Source organism: Leifsonia sp. C5G2 (genome assembly GCF_013359685.1).
Lineage (GTDB): Bacteria > Actinomycetota > Actinomycetes > Actinomycetales > Microbacteriaceae > Leifsonia.
The window spans coordinates 23,721-42,683 of sequence record NZ_JABFMV010000003.1; the positions used below are offsets into that span (position 1 = coordinate 23,721).

The window sequence follows — 18,963 nt, forward strand, 5'->3', positions numbered from 1 at the left end:
TGCCTGGGCTCTCTTGATCCGCGGCCGTTCGACGGCAACTGGAAGAGTCTACCAGAGGCGGCGGGCGCGAAGACCCGCTCAGACGGGCTCGGGCTCCGGCTCCAGGAGGCCGAACACGGCACCCTGCGGGTCGACGACCTCCGCCCAGCGGCCGACCCCCGCGGCCGACTGCGGTTCGGTGCGCAGCGTGCCGCCGAGCTCGGTGGCGCGCACCACGGCGGCGTCGAGGTCCGCGACGTTGAAGTAGAGCAGCCAGTGCGGCTCGCCAGTCCCGTCGCTGTGGTCGGCGCCGTCGCTGCGGTAGGCGCCGGCGACGCTGGTGTCGCCGACGTCGAAGAGCCCGTACGGCTCGTCGCCGACCCGCATCTCGCTCACGCCGACGCCCAGCACCCGCTCGTAGAACGGGTAGGTCGCGGCGGGGTCGGCGGCGACCAGCTCCAGCCAGTCGACCGCTCCCGGCTCGTCGCGCAGCCACGGAGCGTTCCGCTCCTGGCGCTGCCAGAGGCCGAACACGGCCCCGGCCGGGTCCGCGACGATCGCCAGCCGGATGCCCGGGACGGGCTCCCCGGGAGCCAGCAGCACCGACCCGCCGGCGTCGAGCACGGCGGTCGCGGCCGCATCCAGGTCGTCGACCGAGAAGTAGGCGGTCCACGTCGTCGGGGCCGGCGCGTCCGGCAGCGGGCCGAGGGCGGCGACGGCCACTCCCCTGGCCGTGGCGAGCGAGAAGCCGCCCGTGGCCTCGTCGGCTGCTCCCACCTCCCAGCCGAAGAGCTCGCGGTAGTACGTGCGGGAGGCGGGCTGGTCGCCGCTCTGGTGGTCGACCCAGATCGGGGTGCCGTGCGGGAACGCGTCTTCGATGGGCATGCGGCAACGGTAGTCCCCCGGCAGCCCTGCGCAGCAGGGGTGAGGTCAGGCGGTTCCCGGAACGATGCGCTCGCGCTCGACCGCCTGCGCGAGCGTGCGCAGGCCGTCCGGGATCTGATCGGCCGGGATGCCGCCGAAACCGAGCAGGATGCCGTCGGCGCCCGACGCGACCCGGAAGCGCGAAACCGGCTGGACGGACACGCCCGCGACCGCCGCGCGCTCGGCGACCCGGCGCCCGTCGACCGCCGCCTCCTCCGACCCCTCCGGCGCGAGCAGCGCCAGGTGCAGCCCGGCGGCCGACGGCACGGGCACGAAACCGGGAAGCAGCTCGGCCGCGGCCGCCTCGAGCACGCGGTGCCGCTCCTCGTACACGCGGGTCGCCTGCTTGACGTGCCGCGCGAAGCCCCCGGAGTCGAGGAAGCGCGCCATCGCCCGCTGAGTGACCACGTCGTTGTGCCAGTCGGTGAGCCGCTTCGCGTGGCGGAGCGCGGGCAGCAGGCCGGGCGGCGCCACGATGAAGCCGAGCCGGAGGGCGGGGAGCATCGTCTTGGAGAAGGTGCCGACGTAGACGACGCGGCCCTGCGCATCCAGCCGCTGCAGCGGGTCGAGCGGCCGGGAGCCGAACCGGTACTCGCTGTCGTAGTCGTCCTCGATCACGACCGCGTCGTTGCGGGCGGCCCACTCCAGCAGCGCCACCCGGCGCTCCAGCGGGAGCACGCCGCCGAGCGGGAACTGGTGCGACGGCGTGACGTAGACCAGCCGCGCGCGCGGCAGGAGGTCGACCCGCAGCCCGCGCTCGTCGACCGGCACCGTCACGACCCGCGCGCCGAACGTCTCGAACAGCTGGCGGACGGGAGGGTAGCCCGGGTCCTCGATCGCCACCGTGTCGCCCGGGCGCAGCAGCACGCGGGCGATCAGGTCGAACGCCTGCTGCGCGCCGTGCGTGACCAGCACGTCGGCCGGCGACGCCTCCACGGAGCGGGCGAGGCCGAGGTGCCGCGCGATCCCCTCCCGCAGACGCTCGACGCCCGCCGGGTCGCCGTACAGCCCGGCGCGCCGGAGGCCGCCGCGCAGCTCACCGGCGACGAGGTGACGCCAGGTATCCAGCGGGAAGACCGCGGGATCGGGCGAGCCGACGCTGAAGTCGTAGGCGATCGGGCGCGGCTCGGTCCAGAGCGGGTCGTCGAGGTCGCGCCATGCGGGCGCCGGACGTGCAGCGCCCGCGGGCCGCCTGCCCGAACCGCCGTCACCTGCGCCCGCGTAGGCGACGAAAGTGCCCGCGCCGACCCGCGCGGCGAGGTACCCCTCGGCCGTGAGTCGCTCGTAGGCGGTCGAGACCGTCGAACGCGACACCTGCAGTCGTTCGGCGAGCTCCCGCGTGGCGGGCAGCCGCTCGCCACGGCGCAGGCGCCCGTCGACGACGGCGTCGCGCAGCTGCCGGTAGATGCGGTCGGCGCGGTCGCCGCGACCGCCGATGGCGACGTGGATGTCCACAGGCGGCCTCCGAATGGTCTGGTTGGAATCGATCCGATTGGAGCTTACAACCGGCCAATGGCGTTCGTAGCGTGGAGCCATGACCGAACGCATCCAGATCCCCGCCCTCGCAGCAGAGGGCTACCGCACCATCGTCAAGCTCGACGGCTACGTCGGCCGGAACATCGAAGAGCCGCTCGGCGACCTGATCAAGCTGCGCGCCTCGCAGATCAACGGCTGCACCTACTGCGTCGACATGCACTCCGTCGACCTGCAGGGCCGCGGCTTCCCGCTCCGCAAGGTGTTCGCCGTCTCCGCCTGGCGGGAGTCGCCGTGGTTCGACGAGCGCGAGCGCACCGCGCTGGAGCTCACCGAAGCGGTGACCCTCATCCACGAGGACGGCGTGCCCGACGAGCTGTACGAGCGGGCGCTCGCGGAGTTCGGCGAAGAAGGGCTCGCCAACATGCTGCTCGCGATCGCGACCATCAACGTGTGGAACCGGGTCGCCATCCCGACCAGGATGCAGCCGCCGAGCCTCTGACCCGGTACCATCTGCACCCGGAACGACGAAGCGCTCCCCCGGCCGTGGCCGAGGGAGCGCTTCGCGTGTGCGGGGACGCTCAGCTGACGCCGAGCAGGTCGATGACGAAGATCAGGGTCTTGCCCGAGAGCGGGTGACCGCCGCCGGCCGGGCCGTAGGCGAGCGCCGGCGGGACGGTGAGCTTGCGGCGTCCGCCGACCTTCATGCCGGGGATGCCCTCCTGCCAGCCCTTGATGAGGTTGTTGAGCGGGAAGTTGATCGACTGGCCGCGGCTCCAGGACGAGTCGAACTCCTCGCCGGTCTCGTACTCGACGCCGAGGTAGTGCACGTCGACCTTGGCGCCCGGCGTCGCCTCGGCGCCGGTGCCCTCGACGATGTCGACGATCTCGAGGGTCGCGGGGGCCGGACCCTCGGGAGCGTCGACCTCGGGCTTCTGGTTGGTGTTCTCTGCCATGTCCCCCATCCAACCGGTGCTGCGGGCCCCCGTCAAAGCCCGTTCGCTCAGCGCGCAGAACCGGGCGGGGCGCGATCGGGGGTTGCTTTCCCGGGATGGCGGGGGCATCCTTAAGGCCATAACTCGATCCCCCGGGAGAGCTGCAGGCATCGCCGCACCACCGGGGGTCGAGTCCGTTAACGGCCCCCGAAGACCTTGCCCGGGTTGAGGACGCCGAGCGGATCGAAGACCGACTTCAGCTTCACCTGGAGCTCGTACGAGTCCGGTCCGACCTCGTCGGCGAGCCAGCGGCGCTTGAGCACGCCGACGCCGTGCTCCCCGGTGAGGGTGCCGCCGAGCTCGATGGCGGTGCGGAACAGGTCGTTCGCGGCGTCCCACACCACGGCGGGCACCTCGTCGCCCGTGTACACGAAATTCGGGTGCAGGTTGCCGTCCCCGGCGTGCGCGACGGTGGGGATCGGGATGCCGTAGCGGGCGGAGATGCGCTCGATCGCCGCGAACATCTCCGGCATGCGGGAGCGCGGCACCGCCACATCCTCGATCAGCACCTCGCCCGACGCGGCGAGCGCGGGGTGGAACGCCCGGCGCAGGGCCAGCAGCCGCTCCCCCTCCGCCGCGTCCGCGGCGACGCGGACCGTGCCGCCCGTCTCCGCGATGAGCGTGCCCGCGGCCGCGGCGTCGGCCGCGGCCGTCGCGCCGTCGAACTGCACGAGCAGGTAGGCCGCGCCGTCGCTCGCGCCGAAGGCCTCCTCCAACGTCGCCCGGCCGAGGTGCGCCGAGATGCGTTCGAGGGCCGGGGCGTCGAGCAGTTCCATGACCGCGGGGCGCAGCCGGGCGGCGGTCACCCGCGCCGACGCCTCCGCCGCGGTGCGGACGTCGGGGAACAGCGCACCGAGGGTGACGGGCTCCCCCGGCGGGATGGGCTGCAGCCGCACCGTCGCGCCCACGATGACGCCGAGGGTGCCCTCCGAGCCGACGAACAGGGCGGTCAGGTCGTAGCCGGTGACGCCCTTCACGGTGCGGTGTCCGGTGCGGAGCAGCCGGCCGTCGGCCAGCACGACCTCGAGGCCGAGCACCGCCTCGCGGGTGACACCGTACTTGGCGCACAGCAGGCCGCCCGCGTTGGTGGCGATGTTTCCGCCGACGGTGGAGACGGCGCGGCTGGCCGGGTCGGGCGCGAAGAACAGCCCGTACGGCTCCAGTGCGGCGTTGAGGTCGCTGTTGATCACGCCGGGCTCGACGACGGCGAGCTGGTCCTCCGCATCGATCTCGAGGATGCGGTTCATGCCGGACACGTCGAGCACGATCGAGCCGTCGGTGCCGTTCGCCCCTCCGGCCAGCCCCGTGCCCGCGCCGCGCGGGACCACCGGGACGCGGAACTCGCTCGCCGCACGCAGCGTCGCCTGCACGTGCTCCACGGTGCGGGCGCTGACGATCGCGAGGGGCATGCCGTCGGCGGCCCAGCCAGACTTGTCCGCGCGGGCCGCGTCCAGCAGCCCGGGGTCCGTCGAGAGCACCCCGGCCGTCCCGGCCTCCTCGCCCAGTGCCGCCGCCAGCCACTCCAGAACGTCCATCCCCTCAGGCTACCGACCGCTTTCGTCGGAGATCCGCACCGCCTTCGCCCGAACCTCCGACGGGATGCGGCCCAGACGGGGATTCGAACGTCCGGGTGCTCGGTTCGACCGCCGGGTGATGTCCGATTTCCGCTATGAATCGTCGGTGGCCGGTGCGAGGCTGAGGACATGAGCACTATCGAGCACGCCAAGGGACCGCTCGCCGACCCGGTGTTCGCCGAGCGCTACCGGGCGATGAGCGCGAGGGATGCCCGCTTCGACGGGCAGTTCATCACCGGCGTGCACTCCACCGGCATCTACTGCCGGCCGAGCTGCCCCGCCGTCACGCCGAAGCCCGGCAACGTCAGCTTCTACCTGACCGCCGCGGCCGCGCACGAGGCGGGGCTGCGCGCGTGCAAGCGCTGCCTGCCCGACGCGGTACCCGGTTCGCCGGAGTGGAACGTGCGCGACGACCTCGCCGCCCGTGCCATGCGACTCATCGCCGACGGCACGGTCGAGCGGGAGGGCGTGCCCGGCCTCGCCCGCCGGCTCGGCTACACGCCGCGCCACCTCGGGCGGGTGCTCACGGCCGAGCTCGGCGCGGGTCCGCTCGCGCTGGCCCGGGCCCACCGGGCGCAGACGGCCCGGCTGCTGCTCACCGGCACCGACCTGCCGATCACCGACGTCGCGTTCGCGGCCGGCTTCCGGAGCGTGCGGCAGTTCAACGAGACCATGGCCGAGGTGTACCGGCTGACGCCGGGGGCGCTCCGGGCCGCGGCGAAGCGGCCGACGGCGGTCGCGCACGCAGAGGCGGGCGCGACGACGCTGAGTCTGCGGCTGCCGACCCGACCACCGTTCGACGGGGCGTCGGTGCTCGCCTTCCTCGGCGCCCGCGCCGTCGCCGGCGTCGAGGCGTCGTGGACGACGCCCCATGGTCCCGTCTACGCCCGCGCCCTGCGCCTTCCGCACGGGCCGGCCGTCGTGCGGCTCGCCCTCTCGGGTTCCGCCGCCTCGCCGGCGGTGCAGTGCGACGCGGCCCTCGCCGATATCGCCGACCTCGCACCGCTCGTGGCCCGGGTGCGACGGCTGCTCGACCTGGATGCGGACGCCGAGGCCATCGACGCCGCCCTCGCCGCCGACCCCGCGCTCGCTCCGAGCGTTGCCGCGTCGCCCGGCGTCCGCCTCCCCGGAGCGGTGGACCCGGAGGAGATCGTGTTCCGCGCGCTGATCGGTCAGCAGGTGTCGCTGGCCGCGGCGCGCACCGCGCTCACCCGGCTGACGGACGCCGTGGGCGAAGCGATCGAGTTGCCTGTGCCCGGGGTGGATGCGCCCGGCGCCCCGGAACGCTTCACCCGCCTGTTCCCGACCGCTGCGGCGATCGCCGAGCACGGCCGGGAGGTGCTGCGCGGACCCGGCCGCCGCATCGACGCCATCGTGGGCGCGGCGTCCGCGCTCGCGGACGGCAGCCTCCGGATCGATGTCGGCGAGTCGCGGGAGGACCTGGAGGCGCGCTTGCTCGCGCTCCCGGGCATCGGGCCGTGGACCGCCGGCTACATCGCGCTGCGCGTGCTCGGCAGCCCGGACGTGCTGCTCACGGGAGACCTCGCCCTCCGCCAGGGCGCCGCGCGGCTGGGCCTCCCCTCCGACCCCGCCGGCCTCCGGGAGCACGGCGCGCGCTGGGCGCCGTGGCGTTCCTACGCCGGGTTGCACTTGTGGCGCGCGTGAGTCGTCTCGTGGTTCCGTCACCTCGGTCATAGGCTCATCCTGTGCCCACCATCTCCGTCGTCATCCCCGTGCTCGACGACGCCGCCATGCTCGCGCGGTGCCTCGCCGACCTCGCGGCGCAGCTGCGACCGGCGGACGAGATCGTCGTCGTCGACAACGGCAGCAGCGACGACAGCGCCGCGGTCGCCCGTGCGGCGGGCGCGCGCGTGGTGGAGCAGCCGGTGCGCGGGATCTGGCCGGCCGCCTCCGCCGGGTACGACGCTGCGGCGGGCGACATCATCGCGCGCCTCGACGCCGACTCCCGCACCCCGACCGACTGGCTGCTGCACATCGAGGCGGAGCTGACCGCCGACCCCGAGATCGGCGTGCTGACTGGCCGCGGCGTCTTCTACGACGGCAACCCGATCGTCGCCGGGCTCGGCCAGGTGCTGTACATCGGCGGCTACTTCTGGTCCATGGGGATCTGGCTGGGCAACCCGCCGATCTTCGGCTCGAACTTCGCCATGCGCCGTGAGGTGTGGCTGGATGCGCGCGAGCGCGTCCACCGCGACCGGGGCGACATCCACGACGACCTCGACCTGTCGTTCCACCTCGACCTCGACACCGTGGTCCGCTACGACGACCGCCTCACGGTGGGCATCTCGGCCCGGCCGTTCTCGACCTGGCGCGGTTTCGGCCGGCGCCTCCGCTGGGCGTACACCACGCTGGCGCTGCACCTGCCGGAGCACTCCCCCTGGCGACGCCGCGTCGCCCGCCGGCGGCGTGCCGACGAGCACGAGGCCCCGGGCGCCGTCGCCTGACAGCCACGGGTTCGGCCGCTGAGGAGAACCCGGATAGCCTGGGTGGGTGAGATTCTCGCACCTCAGCACCGACGCCGATGCCCATCCCCGACTCGCCGCCGTCCTCGGTGACGGGGCGCTCTTCCTCGACGAGGTGATGGAGCGGGCGCCGCGCGACCTGCAGGATCTGATCGAGCGCGGCGACGAGGGTCTCGCCGAGGTCCGCGCCGTCGTTGAGGCCGCGGAGGCGTCCGGACGCGAGCTGACCCCGGTCCACGGCCTGCGCCACGCGTCGGCGGTGCTGCGCCCGCCGCACGTCATCGCGATCGGCGCGAACTACGCGGCGCACGCCTCCGAGCTGAAGCTGCGGAGCGAGAAGGCCGCCACCGTCTTCAACCTGTGGCCCAATTCGCTGACCGGCCACGGCGCCACCACCTCCTGGCCCGCCGACCTCTCCACGCAGGTCGACTACGAAGCCGAGCTCGGCGTCATCATCGGAACCCCCGCGCGCAATGTCTCTGTGCGCGACGCCCTCGACTACGTCTGGGGCTACACGGTCGTCAACGACATCACCGCCCGCGACCTTCAGTTCTCGGAGGCGCAGTGGTCCCGCTGCAAGTCGTTCGACGGCTTCACCCCGACCGGCCCGGTGGTCGTCACCGCCGACGAGATCCCCGACCCGCAGGACCTGTGGCTGACGACCAACGTCGACGGCGCCATCCTGCAGGACGCCTCCACGGCCGACATGGTGCGCTCGGTCGCCGAGATCATCGAGTTCCTGTCGCGCTCCGCCACCATCCCCCCGGGGACCCTGATCTCCACCGGAAGCCCCGGCGGCGCCGGCTACTCCCGCACCCCTCCGGTGTTCCTGCGCGACCGCTCCACCGTGACCGTCTCCATCGGCGGGATCGGCTCGCTGACCACGTACTGCCGCGTCGTCTGAGCCCCCCGGCGCGCCGAGTGGGCTAGCGTAGCCTCGTGTCCATCGGTGAGAGGCGCCCGGTCACGGGCGGGGACGACGAGGCCGCGCGCCTCGATGCCGCCCTGCCCGACATCGACTGGTCGGTCGCCCCGGTCGGGACCGTGTTCTCGGGTTTCCGCGCCCCGAGCGGCGAGCTGGCGGTCGCCTCGCTGGGCGACCCCGGCGACCCGCGCGTCGTCCTCATCCCGGGCGTGACGGGCTCGAAGGAGGACTTCTACCTCCTCGCCCCCATCCTCGTCGCCGCCGGCTACCACGTGCAGAGCTTCGACCTGGCCGGCCAGTACGAGTCGGCCGATGCCGGGCCCGCGGCGGGCGAGCGGTACACGTACGACCTGCTGGTGGCCGACGTGGTGGCGTTCCTCCGCGACGGCGCCCCCGCCCATGTGCTCGGCTACTCGTTCGCAGGCATCCTCGCCCAGCTGGCGCTCGTGCAGCATCCCGAGCTGTTCCGCTCCCTGACGTTGCTGACCGCGCCGCCGGAGCCCGGGCAGTCGTTCCGCGGGGTGCGCATCATCGGCTGGCTGAGCTGGCTCACCACGCCGCACATCGCCGCCTCGCTGATGATCTGGGGCATCGTCACGAACAAGAACCGGGTGTCGGACAGCCGGCTCGCTTTCGTGCGGTCGCGGTTCTCGCTCACCCGCCGGTCCAGCGTGGACGACATCGTCGGCCTGATGAAGCATGTCCCTGACGTGCGCGCGCGGGTCGCCGCCAGCGGCATCCCGCTGCTCGTGGTCACCGGCCAGCACGACCTGTGGCCCACGCATCTGCATGCCGCGAACGCAGCTGCCCTCGGCGCCCGCTTCGCGGTCTACCGGACGGGTCACAGCCCCTGCGAGACCGCCCCGCACCAGCTGGGCCGCGACATGCTCGCGCTGTTCCGCGAGGCCGAGGCGCGCGGCGCCTGACACCGGCCCAGCACGGACTCGTGCCACTTTTGGGGGATAGCGTCGATCCTGCGAATCGCCTCAGGATGAAGGTGCAGCGAGGGGGACGAGATGAACAGATGTCGGAAGCCGACTTCCTTCACCCGCCGCACGCGCCGCGGCTTCGCGAGCATGTGGGGATGATCCGCTGGCGCCGGACAGGCGACGGCGAGTGGGCGATGGAGACAGCCCGCGGCCAATACGTCGGGGGCGACAGCAAGGTCTGGCGGGTCCGCCTGTACGACGGCATCGAGCTCGAGTACGACCTCGACGATTGGGCGCCCTTCCAGTGAACCCCTCCGGCGTCCTCTCCGGCCGAGGCACCGGCCCGGGCGGAGAGGACGTCGCATCCCCTCGATTGGGGGAATACCGCACGTTTTAATATCGGCCGTAGTGTGCATCCATGACGCATCGGCCGCTGCACCCGCGCACACCGGAGCACCCCCGAATTCGGGCGACGCCACGACCCGGGTGCAGGCGGTACCGTGTGTCGGAGACGGACCCCCGCGGCCCTCAGCCGTCGCGGTGAAGGACGGGTGCCGGCGCCCGGTGCAGCGAGAGTCAACGGCGCCGGCACCCTTGTCGTCATGTCAGGCATGACGACCTCTGTGAAGGCCTGCCTCAACTCTGGCGAACGACCGGCCGGGAAGCCTAGACACCAATGTCCGCATATCGGCGCCGGCGGCGCAGGAGCACCGTCCAGAGCAGGGCGCCGGAGGCCAGCAGCGCCAGCGCGAGCCCACCGGCCGCGGACAGGTCGAGGCCCGTCGCGGCCAGCAGCGTCGCCACACTGAGGTACACGACGGCGGTCGCCTGCGCGCACTCCGTGACCGCGGCGGCATCGCCCTGGTGCCGGGAGCAGACGCTCGCGGTGTTGGAGATGCTGGATGCGGCGGTCCCGGTCCGCACCGTCACCCGCACGTTCACCTCCGGCGCCGACGGCGCGGACGCCGAGAGCGGGCCGAACAGCGTGCAGGTCAGCGTCCCGCCGAACCCGTCGCCGTCGGAGCCGACGACCGCGCAGTCCTGCCAGCGCGGGAACGCCGTGGTGTCGGTGGCGATGGAGTCGACGCGCAGGTCCGCCGGGATCGGATCGGTCAGTGTGACCGGATCCGCCGCGCCGAGGCCGAGATCGTCCACCTGCAGCGTGTAGCCGAAGGTGCCGCCCGGATGCGTGAGCGGGGTGCTCGCGGTCTTGACGATGCCCACCTTGGCGACCCGGGCGACCGCGCAGGCCGTGGCGGCGGGCGGGTACACCACGGTGTAGGTCTCGGTCGGGTTGACGCGGATGGTCACCGTCGACGGGTACCGCCAGGCGTCGGTGGCGACCGTCGACGGGTCGTAGACCAGCCCCTCGAACACCTGGGCGGGCGGGAAGCGCAGTGCGCCGCTCGCGTCGTAGTCGCTCTCGGCGATCGGCCGCCAGCCGGGGAAGCCGACGCCGACACCGTCGCCGTCCACGGCGGCGCCCGGCCACAGGATGGTTCCGCTGTCGCCGTCGTGCAGCGTCCTGGTGACCCCGGCCGGGTCGGGGGCCAGATCGCTCGCGGGCACACCGTTCGTCCCCGGCTGCGACGGCGTCCACTGCAGCGTCACCGGCTCGCCGGACAGGTTCGGCGTGGTGCGGACGTCGTAGTGCAGGTACGGGACGTCCGCCTGGCACTGCACCCAGACGTTGGCCGCGACGGCGCTCTGCGGCACGGACGCCGCAGAGCAGTCGTTCGACGGGTCGACGTCCTCCGCGACCGCCACGCACGCCCGGTTATCGATCGTCGCGGGCGGGGTGACCGGGTCGGGCCCGTCCTGCCCCGGCGGTACGGCCCCGACCGGCGCGTCGACCGAGCCGTGAACGACAGGCCGCACCAGGACATGGATCCGGATGGCCGCGGTGCCGCCCACCGCGAGCGACGGGATGCGCACGGTCACGGTGGAGGTCGCCGGGTCGAACGCGGGTGTCCAGCCGGCGGGGACGTCGTCGAAGCCGCCGCTCCCCTTCTCGACGTCGAGGTCGATCTGCTCCGGGAGCACGTCGGTGACGACGGCGTCGGTCGCGGCGGTGTCGCCATGGTTGGTCACCGTCAGCGTGTACGCGTACTCGCTGCTCGCACCCGGGTCGTCATCCACAGGACCCTCCGTGGAGGCCGTCTTCACCATCCCGAGATCGATGCGCGGCACGTCGTTGCTGGTCGTGCAGCTCGGGCCGTCGTCGGCTGGCGGCAGGCAGTGACCGGTGCCGGGCACGAGGGTGTTGGTGAGCGTGCTCCCCGCGGCGTCGTCGGCGACCGTCGCGGTGTAGCCGACGGACACGGTCGCCCCCGCGGGCACGGCGGGCAGCGTCCACGTGAGCCGGTCGGAGCCGTCGCGGCTCAGTCCCGCGCCGAGGGCACCGAGCGTGGCGCGGCCGGTCAGGCCGCTCACATCGTCCGTCTCCGTCTGCCCGGCCGGCAGGTCGACCGCGGTCGGGTTGTGGGCGGACAGCGTGTAGGCCACCGTGCCGCCCGGGAGCACCCGCGTCGGGTCGGCCGGGTCGGCCTTCGACGTGACCGTGGCCGTCTTCCACAGTTCGAGGTCGGGAGTGCTCGACGTCGTCTCGCAGGTGCCCTCCGGGCAGGTCACGTCGCGCGGCGGCGTCAGCGCGTTCCGCAGGGTGACGCCCCACGCATCCTGTGCCACCCGGAAGCTGTACGCGACCGTGAGGGCCCCGCCCGACAGGTCGGTCAGGGTCCAGTCGAGCCGGCCGTCCTGCAGGGTGGCGGCGCCGGACGAGGCGGACAGGCTTCCCGGCACGAACGCGGCGTGCGGTGTCACCCCGCTCAGGTCGTCGATGTCGCGGAGCAGCAGCAACCGCGGCAGCACGCCGGCGGTGTGCGTCAGCGTCAGCTCGTAGCGGATGACATCCCCCGGCATCACGGTGGCACCGCGGTTGCTCGTCTTGCTCAGCGTCCAGGCGGCCGGGATGGCGCGGTTGGTGAAGGTGCACACCACGTCGTCCCCCTCCGCCAGGTGTAGGGTCGGGTCGGCGACGGTGGTGTCGAGCACGGTGCCGTCGACCGTGTTCGTGCAGCTCAGGCCGGCGAGCTCGTACCCCGCGGGGGCCGCGGACGCGTCCTCCGAGAGGGTGTAGTCGCCGACCGCGGCGCCGATGTGCGTGATCGCGGGGTCGGGCTGCGACGGGTCGTCCGAGCCGGGGCCGCCGAAGAAGGTGGGGCCGGCGGCGGAGACGATCCAGTCGCTCGGCACCCCCCGGCCGCCCGTGTCGCCGTTGTCGACGACCTTCACCAGCGTCAGCCGAGGCAGAGCGGCCGTGTTGGTGATGGTGCAGGTGACGTCGGCGCCGAGCGGGATGGTGACCGCCGAGCCGTCGACGCTCGCCCCCTCACAGGTCCACCGCCCTGCGGCGAAGCCAGAGGGGCCGGACTCGGACAGGTCGTACCGGCCCGCCCAGACCGCGACGGAGGAGACGCCGTCCGGGCGCTGCGGGTCGCCGCGGCCGCTGACCGGCTCGAAGCCGTCGAAGGCGGGCGTGGCGGTCAACGTCCAGTCGTGCGGGGTCCTGGTCGTGCCGCTCCCGTCCGGATCGGCGACCTCCTTGATGAGGGTCAGGTGCGCGGGGCGGGGCGTGTTCGTGAACGTGCAGGTCAGGTCCATCCCCGGGGCCAGCTCGACCGCGCCGCCGCGGACGGCCACCGCGCCGTCCTTCGCGTCGGCGCAGGTCAGCCCGGTGAGCGCATAGCCCGGGATGGCCGGCCCCTCGGTGAGCGCGTACGAACCGGTCGGCACCACGACCTTCGTGATGGCGGGGTCGGGGTCGCTCGCGGTGTAGCGTCCGCTGATCGTCCGGCCGCTGCTGCCGGCGGCGGTGAGGGTCCACGCGTCGGAGCGCTGGTCGCCGCCGAAGCCCGCCGCGACCGTCTTCACCAGGGTGATCGTGCCGGTCGGCAGGTCGGCGCAGGCGTCGGCCTCGGTCGTGATGCTCCCGGTGCTGAGGGTCGCGGCGTTGAACAGCCCGGTGCTTGCGCCGTCGCAGGTCGCCTGCGCGGTCTCGAAGGCGGCGACGTCGACCTCCAGGGTCACCGTGTAGTGGTCGGTCACGGGATGCTCGGGGCTCCCGCCGCCGATGCCCGCCCCGGAGGCGAGGGTGCCGCCGTCGTAGGGCACCGGGTCGCCGTTCTTCGTGGCCGTCGCGGAGACCACCGTCGCACCGGGGGCCGGCTGCGGCGTGTCGGCGAGATCGTAGAACTGCGGCTTCGGCGTCGTGTTGCTCACGACGATGTCGTAGCCGATGGTGACGTGCCCCTGCGGTCCTTGGGCGACCTCGCCCGCTGTCTTCCGGACGGTCAGCGTGCCCGGGCTGTCGCAGGCGGACGACGAGCTCGTCTCGCCTGCAGAGGTGACGGTCGCGGTGTTGAGGAACCCGCCGTCCCCCGAGCCGTCGGGGCAGTCGGTGGTCCGGTCGCGCCAGGCGGACGCCCCGACCGTGGCCGTGACGCTCACCGTGAAGTCGGCGGTCTGGCCCGCGGCGAGCGCCGCGCCCTGAGCGAGGGTGGCCGTGGTTCCGGAGAAGGCGCCGGAGGTGGGACCGCTCCAAGTCGCCTGCTGCACGACGATGCCGCCGCCGAAGTGGAGCGCGTCGGCGAGGTCGTACGTCGTGGCGGCGAGCGCGCTGCGGTTGGCGACGGCGAGTGTGTAGCCGATCGTCCACGTCCCGTCCGGGTTCTGCGTGGCGGGACCGGCGAGCGTCTTCTGCAGGCGGACGCCCTGGTCTTGGTGGGTGTTCGTCACGGTGCAGACGACGGCCTGGCCGGCCGAGAGTCCGCGCAGGGTCGCCGCTCCGGGCCCTGTGCGGTCGACGGTCAACGATCCGCCGGCGGTGTCGGTGCACGTCCACTCCCCGGCGGCGAACTCTCCCGTCCCGTCGGCGCCCGCTTTCGGAGCCTCGGAGAGGGTGTACGCGGCGCCGGTCCGGACCGCCACCGCCGCGGTGCCGCCGCCGTCCGGGTCGGTCACGGTCGGCGAGTAGTCGCCGGTGCCGGTGAGCACCCAGTCGGTGGGCGGCAGCACCTCGTCGGTGACGATCTTCTCCAGCTGCAGCGTCGGATGGATCTCGGCGAGCGGGTTCTGCACCGTCACGGTGGCGTCGCCGCCGGCGTCGATGGTGAGCGGTGCCGGGTCGAACACGGGATCGCCCCAGGTGCCGCCCGGCACCGCGGCAGGCGCGTCCTCCTGGAACGTCACCACGGCGCCCGCGGGCAGGCCGGTGACGCTCTGCGGGACACCGGCGATCAGGCCGAGGGTTCCCGCACCCGGCCGGCCCGCGATCCCGCCGGTGTAGCTGTAGTGGACGGTGAAGACGGCTCCCGAGGGCGCGAGGTACGCGCCGTCGCCGCTGACCCGCTTCGCGATCGTGAACCCGCCGGTGTCGACGGTGTAGACGTTGGTGAGGGTGACGGCCACGGTCTGCCCGTCGCCCTCCACGACGACGGGACCGGCCGGGCTGAAGGTCCCGGAGCGCCAGCCGACTCCCGGGAACGACGGGTGCGCGCCCTCCGTCAGGGTGACGGCCGCACCGACCGGCACGTCGGGGATCTCGACCGCGACCCCGTCGTTGTGGACGGTGATGGTCCCGTCGCCCGCCGGGTAGCCTCCGTTCGGCGCGGCCTCCCAGCGGTACGCCACCGTGAAGGCGGCGTCGGCGGGAACGGCGCCCGAGCCGTCGCCCGCGACCGATTTGACGACGCTGATCGTCCCGGTGTCGTGGCTGATCGGGTTGGTCAGGGCGATCGCGACGTCGGTGCCGTCGCCGATCACGATGTCGTTCGCCGAGAACACCGGGTCGCCCCAGGTGCCGTTCGCGATCGGCGGCCGGGCCGCCTCGGAGAGGTGGACGACGGCGCCCTGCGGGAGGGGATCCGAGCGCACGGCGCCGCCGTCCGGGGTCACCGTCAGGTGGCCCGACCCGGACGGGTAACCCGATCCCGCCGGGTAGCTGTAGTCCACGGTGAACGGCGTGTCGCCCGGCACGAGCCCGGCGTCGCCGGAGAGGTGCTTGGCGACCGAGAACGTCCCCCGGTTCAGCGTGTAGGTGTTGGTGACGACGACGTGGATGGTCGCGTCCTTGTCCGCGATGCGGAGGGGGCTGTCCGGAGCGAAGGAGACGTCGCTGAGCGACGCGCCCGCGACCGGCGCGGCCGGCAGCTCGCCCAGCACGACGCTCGCGCCGACGGGAACCCGCGGTCCGGCCACGACGACCCCGTCGTTGCGGATGGTGAGGGAGCCGTCGCCGGCCGGGAAGCTCCCGTCCGCCGCGGCATCCCACTGGTAGTGGATGCGGAACTGCGCGTCCGCCCCGACCAGCCCGGCGGCGTCTCCCGCGACCGCTTTGCGCACGTCGAAGCTGCCGGTGTCGTGGGTGATCGGGTTGGTGAGGGTGACCGCCGTGGTCGTGTTCGCGGCGATCGTCACCGTGGAGGACGGCGCGAACGAGGGGGTGCCCCAGGTGGCGCCGGGCACGGCGGCCGGCGCGGCCTCGGTCAGGGTGACGACGGCTCCCGTCGGGAGGTTCGGGCTCGTCGCCGTCGCGCCGTCGGTGATGCTCAGGTCGCCGCTGCCGGCGGCGTAGCCGGCGCCGGCCGGGTAGCTGTAGTGCACGGCGAAGCCCGTGCCCGCGGCCGCCTGCGCGCCGTCGCCGGTGACGTGCTTGGTCACGCTGAACGTGCCGTAGGTCTGCACCTGCTTGTTCACGAACACACACGACATGGCCACGCCCGCCGCGCCGGTGAAGCTGATCGTCGTCCCGCTGCCGCCGATCGCGACGGATTGGCCGTCGACCCGGCAGGAGGAGTTCGCCCGGTCGAGCGTGTAGCCCGGCTGCGGGGTCTCGGTGAGGGAGACGGTCGGTGACGAGCCGGCGGCGACGCCCACGGGGGCGCTCGTGAAGCCCGTGCTGCCGTTCTGCGTCGCGGTCGGGGCGAACGCGTCGATCGTGCCGGAGGAGACGCTGCCGGAGAAGTTCCAGCCGTTCGCGGCCGGTGAGTTGTCGACGATCGTGCCCGAGGCGGTCTCGATCCGCTTCTGGACCGTCACCGTGTTGCTGCAGGAGCCGGTGGCCAGCTGCTTGAGCGTGTCCCCGAATCCCGTGTCGGATTCGGCGAAGTAGTCGCTGCCCGCGGCCGGGCCGGAGACGGCGCGCAGGTTCTCCTCGCCGCCGTCCACGCCGATCCCGACCGCCACCAGCCGCTCGCCCAGCGCGCCCTTGATGCGGTTGGCCGAGAACATCCCCTGCTCGACGTAGGCGATGCGCGCGTTGCTGCCGTCGACCGTGCCGCCCGCGTACGTGGTCGGGTTGCCGTCGGTCAGCAGGATCACCAGGTCGAAGCCGGAGCCGACCTGGCCGAGGCCGCGGTCCCAGTTCGTGTAGCCGCTCGGCGTCGCCAGGCCGTTGATGAAGGTGTGCAGCGGCTGAGCGGCCGACGCTGACGCGGTGGAGGTCGCCGCGATGCTCGGTCCGGTGGTGTCGGAGAACGTGTAGACCGCGAGGGTGGAGGGCGTCCCGGTCAGCGAGGTGACCACGTCGTTCGCCGCCGCCTTGAGCGCGGTCTGCTTCGCGCCCGCCATCGAGCCGGACTGGTCGAGCACGAGCGCGATGCGCAGGCCGCACATCTGCTGCACCGCGGGGTTCTGAAGGGACTGCGCCAGCATCCCGCTGAACCGGTTGCCGTTCGCGTCGGTGTAGACGCTCGTGACGTCGGTGCCCGGCACCGTGGTGGTGGAGTTCGCGGCCAGCGTTCCCGTGCGGAACGCGTACGTCGTCGGCGAACCGCTCGACGAGCCGCCGACATCCAGGCTCGGGCTCAGGTAGTACCCGGGGGCCGCGGTCTGCGCCGAGACGGTGTAGGCGGCGCCGGCGGGGACGGAGAGGGTGCACTGCCCGGAGACGAGTGCGCAGGTCGCCGCCGCGCCGCCGCCGACCGGGACGGCCTGGTACACGGCGCCGTCCGGCAGCGCGCCGACGGTGGCGGCCCCGGTGCGCTGGCCGCCCGCACGGACCACGATCGACGCCGTCGGCGGGGCCTGGTACGTGTTGGTGATCGTGCAGGATGCGGTGTCGCCGGCGTGCAGCTGCAGCCCGGCGAGCGTGCCGCCGGAGAACGTGCCGTTGGCGGTCGCGCCGGTGCAGACGATCCCGCTGAGCACGTAACTCCCTGGGCCGCCGCTCTCGGTGATCGAGTACGTGCGCAGCACGCTCGCGCCGTTGCCCGTGGTCGCCGTCGCCGTCACCGACCGGGCGACGCCGCTCTGGAAGGTGTACCCGACCGCGGGGCTGACGTCGTTGCCGTTGTTCCGCTTGCCGGTGAGGGTGTACGTCCACGACGACGGGGTCGCGGTGCCGCCTCCGGTGTTCACGACGACCTTCGTGATCGTGAGCACGGGGTCGCCGGCCGCCAGCGCGGCGACCTCCGGCGCGGCGGCTGCCTGCGAGGGGGCGGCCTGCTGGGACGGAGCCGCGGGCGCCGGCGCGGGGGCGGGTGCCGGGGCCGTCTCCGCCGACGGGGTGGGCGAGGCCGACGCTGACGGCGGCGACGACGAGGGCGTGGTGGACGGGGCGGCCGGGGCGGGTGCCGCCGGCTGCTGCGTCGACGGCGCCTCCTCCGCCCGCGCGGGAGCGCCCGACGCGGCGACCGTCACGCCCAGCACGAGCGCCGGGGCGGTGATCAGGGCGAGCACCGACTCGCGCCACGACCAGTACCCGCGCTCGCGGGTCGTGCGAGGGGCGGAACGGCGCCCACGTCGGGTTTTCGGGCGCGCTGAAGAGCTGCTTCGGGTACGCATCAGAGACCATGCCTTGTTCGGGTCGGCATCCCCGGTGGGGTAAGCACCGGGCACTCCCGCGGCAGCGTCACCGCGATTGGGGCACACCCTAGGTCCGCATTTCGGGGGACGAAAGACAGTCGCCGGATTCGTCCCGATCCTGTGACCGAGCGGTGCTCGCCGCCGGGTCCCCCTGGCACGACTGCCTTTCAGGCGCCGCCGCCGCGCCCTACCCTGCAGGCATGGACGACACCGCCGGCTTCCTCGCAGAGCTCTTCCACGACGGCGTCGTCAAGACCGTCACGATGCCGCCGCCGGAACACGGCGAGCCCCCGCCGCACATCCGCGTCCCCGCCGTCGACGCGGGCGGGCAGCGGGTGATCGACGTGTTCCTGCTCAGCGACGCCTCCGGATGGCCCGGACGCGCCCGCTACCGCTACGCGGGGAGCATGCCCGTGCGCGGCTGATCGGCGACCATGCCGCGCGGGGTGTAGTCCCATCGCCGGATGGGCGGCGACGCGGGCGCGGAGAGCGCGGCCTGCAGCTCCAGCAGGAACAGCGTGAACGACCGCGTCACATCGTCCGCCCCGGCGAGGCCTGAGAGCGCCGGGTCGCCGGAGACCCGCCGCACCGTCTCCGCGATCGCTCCGGGGCGGATCCCGACGATCGCGCTGCGGCCGTCGGCCGTGCGCACCCGCAGCACGGGTCCGGTGCGGTCGACCACCTCGAGACCCGGGACGCGCTCCATCGCGCCGAGGAAACGTGCGACCAGCAGCTCGTCCCTCGCCACCCGCGCCGCCCTCCGCCGTGGAACACCGGCACTCCGGCCGGGTCGGCGCGGAACACGGTGTTCACCCC

Annotated in this window: 13 protein-coding genes; 7 read left to right on the forward strand and 6 right to left on the reverse strand. The window is 73.4% G+C overall.

Annotated elements, in window-relative coordinates; all coding sequences use genetic code 11:
- Positions 1 to 78 precede the first annotated feature (78 nt).
- Entirely contained in the window at positions 79 to 864 is a 786-nt protein-coding gene (locus HNO83_RS04825) for a VOC family protein (RefSeq protein ID WP_175336392.1), read from the reverse strand.
- A 45-nt stretch (positions 865 to 909) separates the two neighbouring features.
- Entirely contained in the window at positions 910 to 2,358 is a 1,449-nt protein-coding gene (gene pdxR, locus HNO83_RS04830) for a MocR-like pyridoxine biosynthesis transcription factor PdxR (RefSeq protein ID WP_349627076.1), read from the reverse strand.
- A 79-nt stretch (positions 2,359 to 2,437) separates the two neighbouring features.
- On the opposite strand from pdxR, the gene HNO83_RS04835 reads away from it, so the two are divergent.
- The gene (locus tag HNO83_RS04835) at positions 2,438 to 2,878 is read left to right on the forward strand and encodes a carboxymuconolactone decarboxylase family protein (protein WP_175336394.1); all 441 of its coding nucleotides are present in this window, start codon (positions 2,438 to 2,440) and stop codon (positions 2,876 to 2,878) included.
- Positions 2,879 to 2,957: 79 nt separating this feature from the next.
- Here the strand turns inward: HNO83_RS04835 and HNO83_RS04840 are convergent, their stop codons facing one another.
- Together HNO83_RS04840 and HNO83_RS04845 are read right to left on the reverse strand one after the other, a co-directional pair.
- Positions 2,958 to 3,332, reverse strand: a complete 375-nt coding sequence (locus HNO83_RS04840; protein WP_039921815.1) for an FKBP-type peptidyl-prolyl cis-trans isomerase — start codon at positions 3,330 to 3,332, stop codon at positions 2,958 to 2,960.
- Positions 3,333 to 3,508: 176 nt separating this feature from the next.
- Positions 3,509 to 4,906 carry an FAD-binding oxidoreductase gene (locus tag HNO83_RS04845; RefSeq protein WP_175336395.1) on the reverse strand — a complete coding sequence of 466 codons (1,398 nt, stop codon included), beginning with the start codon at positions 4,904 to 4,906 and terminating at the stop codon, positions 3,509 to 3,511.
- Positions 4,907 to 5,074: 168 nt separating this feature from the next.
- Between HNO83_RS04845 and HNO83_RS04850 the strand changes: the two genes are divergently transcribed.
- The 5 genes from HNO83_RS04850 (at position 5,075) to HNO83_RS04870 (ending at position 9,590) form a co-directional block, all read left to right on the forward strand.
- The gene (locus tag HNO83_RS04850) at positions 5,075 to 6,610 is read left to right on the forward strand and encodes an AlkA N-terminal domain-containing protein (protein WP_175336396.1); all 1,536 of its coding nucleotides are present in this window, start codon (positions 5,075 to 5,077) and stop codon (positions 6,608 to 6,610) included.
- A gap of 41 nt (positions 6,611 to 6,651) precedes the next feature.
- Complete coding sequence (locus HNO83_RS04855; protein WP_175336397.1) at positions 6,652 to 7,410, forward strand: glycosyltransferase family 2 protein; 759 nt, start codon at positions 6,652 to 6,654, stop codon at positions 7,408 to 7,410.
- 46 nt (positions 7,411 to 7,456) lie between these two features.
- Positions 7,457 to 8,332 carry a fumarylacetoacetate hydrolase family protein gene (locus HNO83_RS04860; protein ID WP_175336398.1) on the forward strand — a complete coding sequence of 292 codons (876 nt, stop codon included), beginning with the start codon at positions 7,457 to 7,459 and terminating at the stop codon, positions 8,330 to 8,332.
- Between the two features lie 35 nt (positions 8,333 to 8,367).
- A complete protein-coding gene (locus tag HNO83_RS04865) occupies positions 8,368 to 9,279 on the forward strand; it encodes an alpha/beta fold hydrolase (RefSeq protein WP_175336399.1) in 912 nt (303 codons plus the stop codon).
- A 158-nt stretch (positions 9,280 to 9,437) separates the two neighbouring features.
- A complete protein-coding gene (locus tag HNO83_RS04870; RefSeq protein WP_249776513.1) occupies positions 9,438 to 9,590 on the forward strand; it encodes a hypothetical protein in 153 nt (50 codons plus the stop codon).
- 358 nt (positions 9,591 to 9,948) lie between these two features.
- Here HNO83_RS04870 and HNO83_RS04875 read toward each other — a convergent pair whose 3' ends face one another.
- Complete coding sequence (locus tag HNO83_RS04875) at positions 9,949 to 18,021, reverse strand: DUF5979 domain-containing protein (protein WP_175336401.1); 8,073 nt, start codon at positions 18,019 to 18,021, stop codon at positions 9,949 to 9,951.
- 326 nt (positions 18,022 to 18,347) lie between these two features.
- Between HNO83_RS04875 and HNO83_RS04880 the strand changes: the two genes are divergently transcribed.
- Complete coding sequence (locus HNO83_RS04880; RefSeq protein WP_175336402.1) at positions 18,348 to 18,572, forward strand: hypothetical protein; 225 nt, start codon at positions 18,348 to 18,350, stop codon at positions 18,570 to 18,572.
- Here HNO83_RS04880 and HNO83_RS04885 read toward each other — a convergent pair.
- Positions 18,542 to 18,895, reverse strand: a complete 354-nt coding sequence (locus tag HNO83_RS04885; RefSeq protein ID WP_175336403.1) for an ABC transporter substrate-binding protein — start codon at positions 18,893 to 18,895, stop codon at positions 18,542 to 18,544. The two genes, HNO83_RS04880 and HNO83_RS04885, sit on opposite strands and share 31 nt — an antisense overlap.
- Between the last annotated feature and the right edge of the window lie 68 nt (positions 18,896 to 18,963).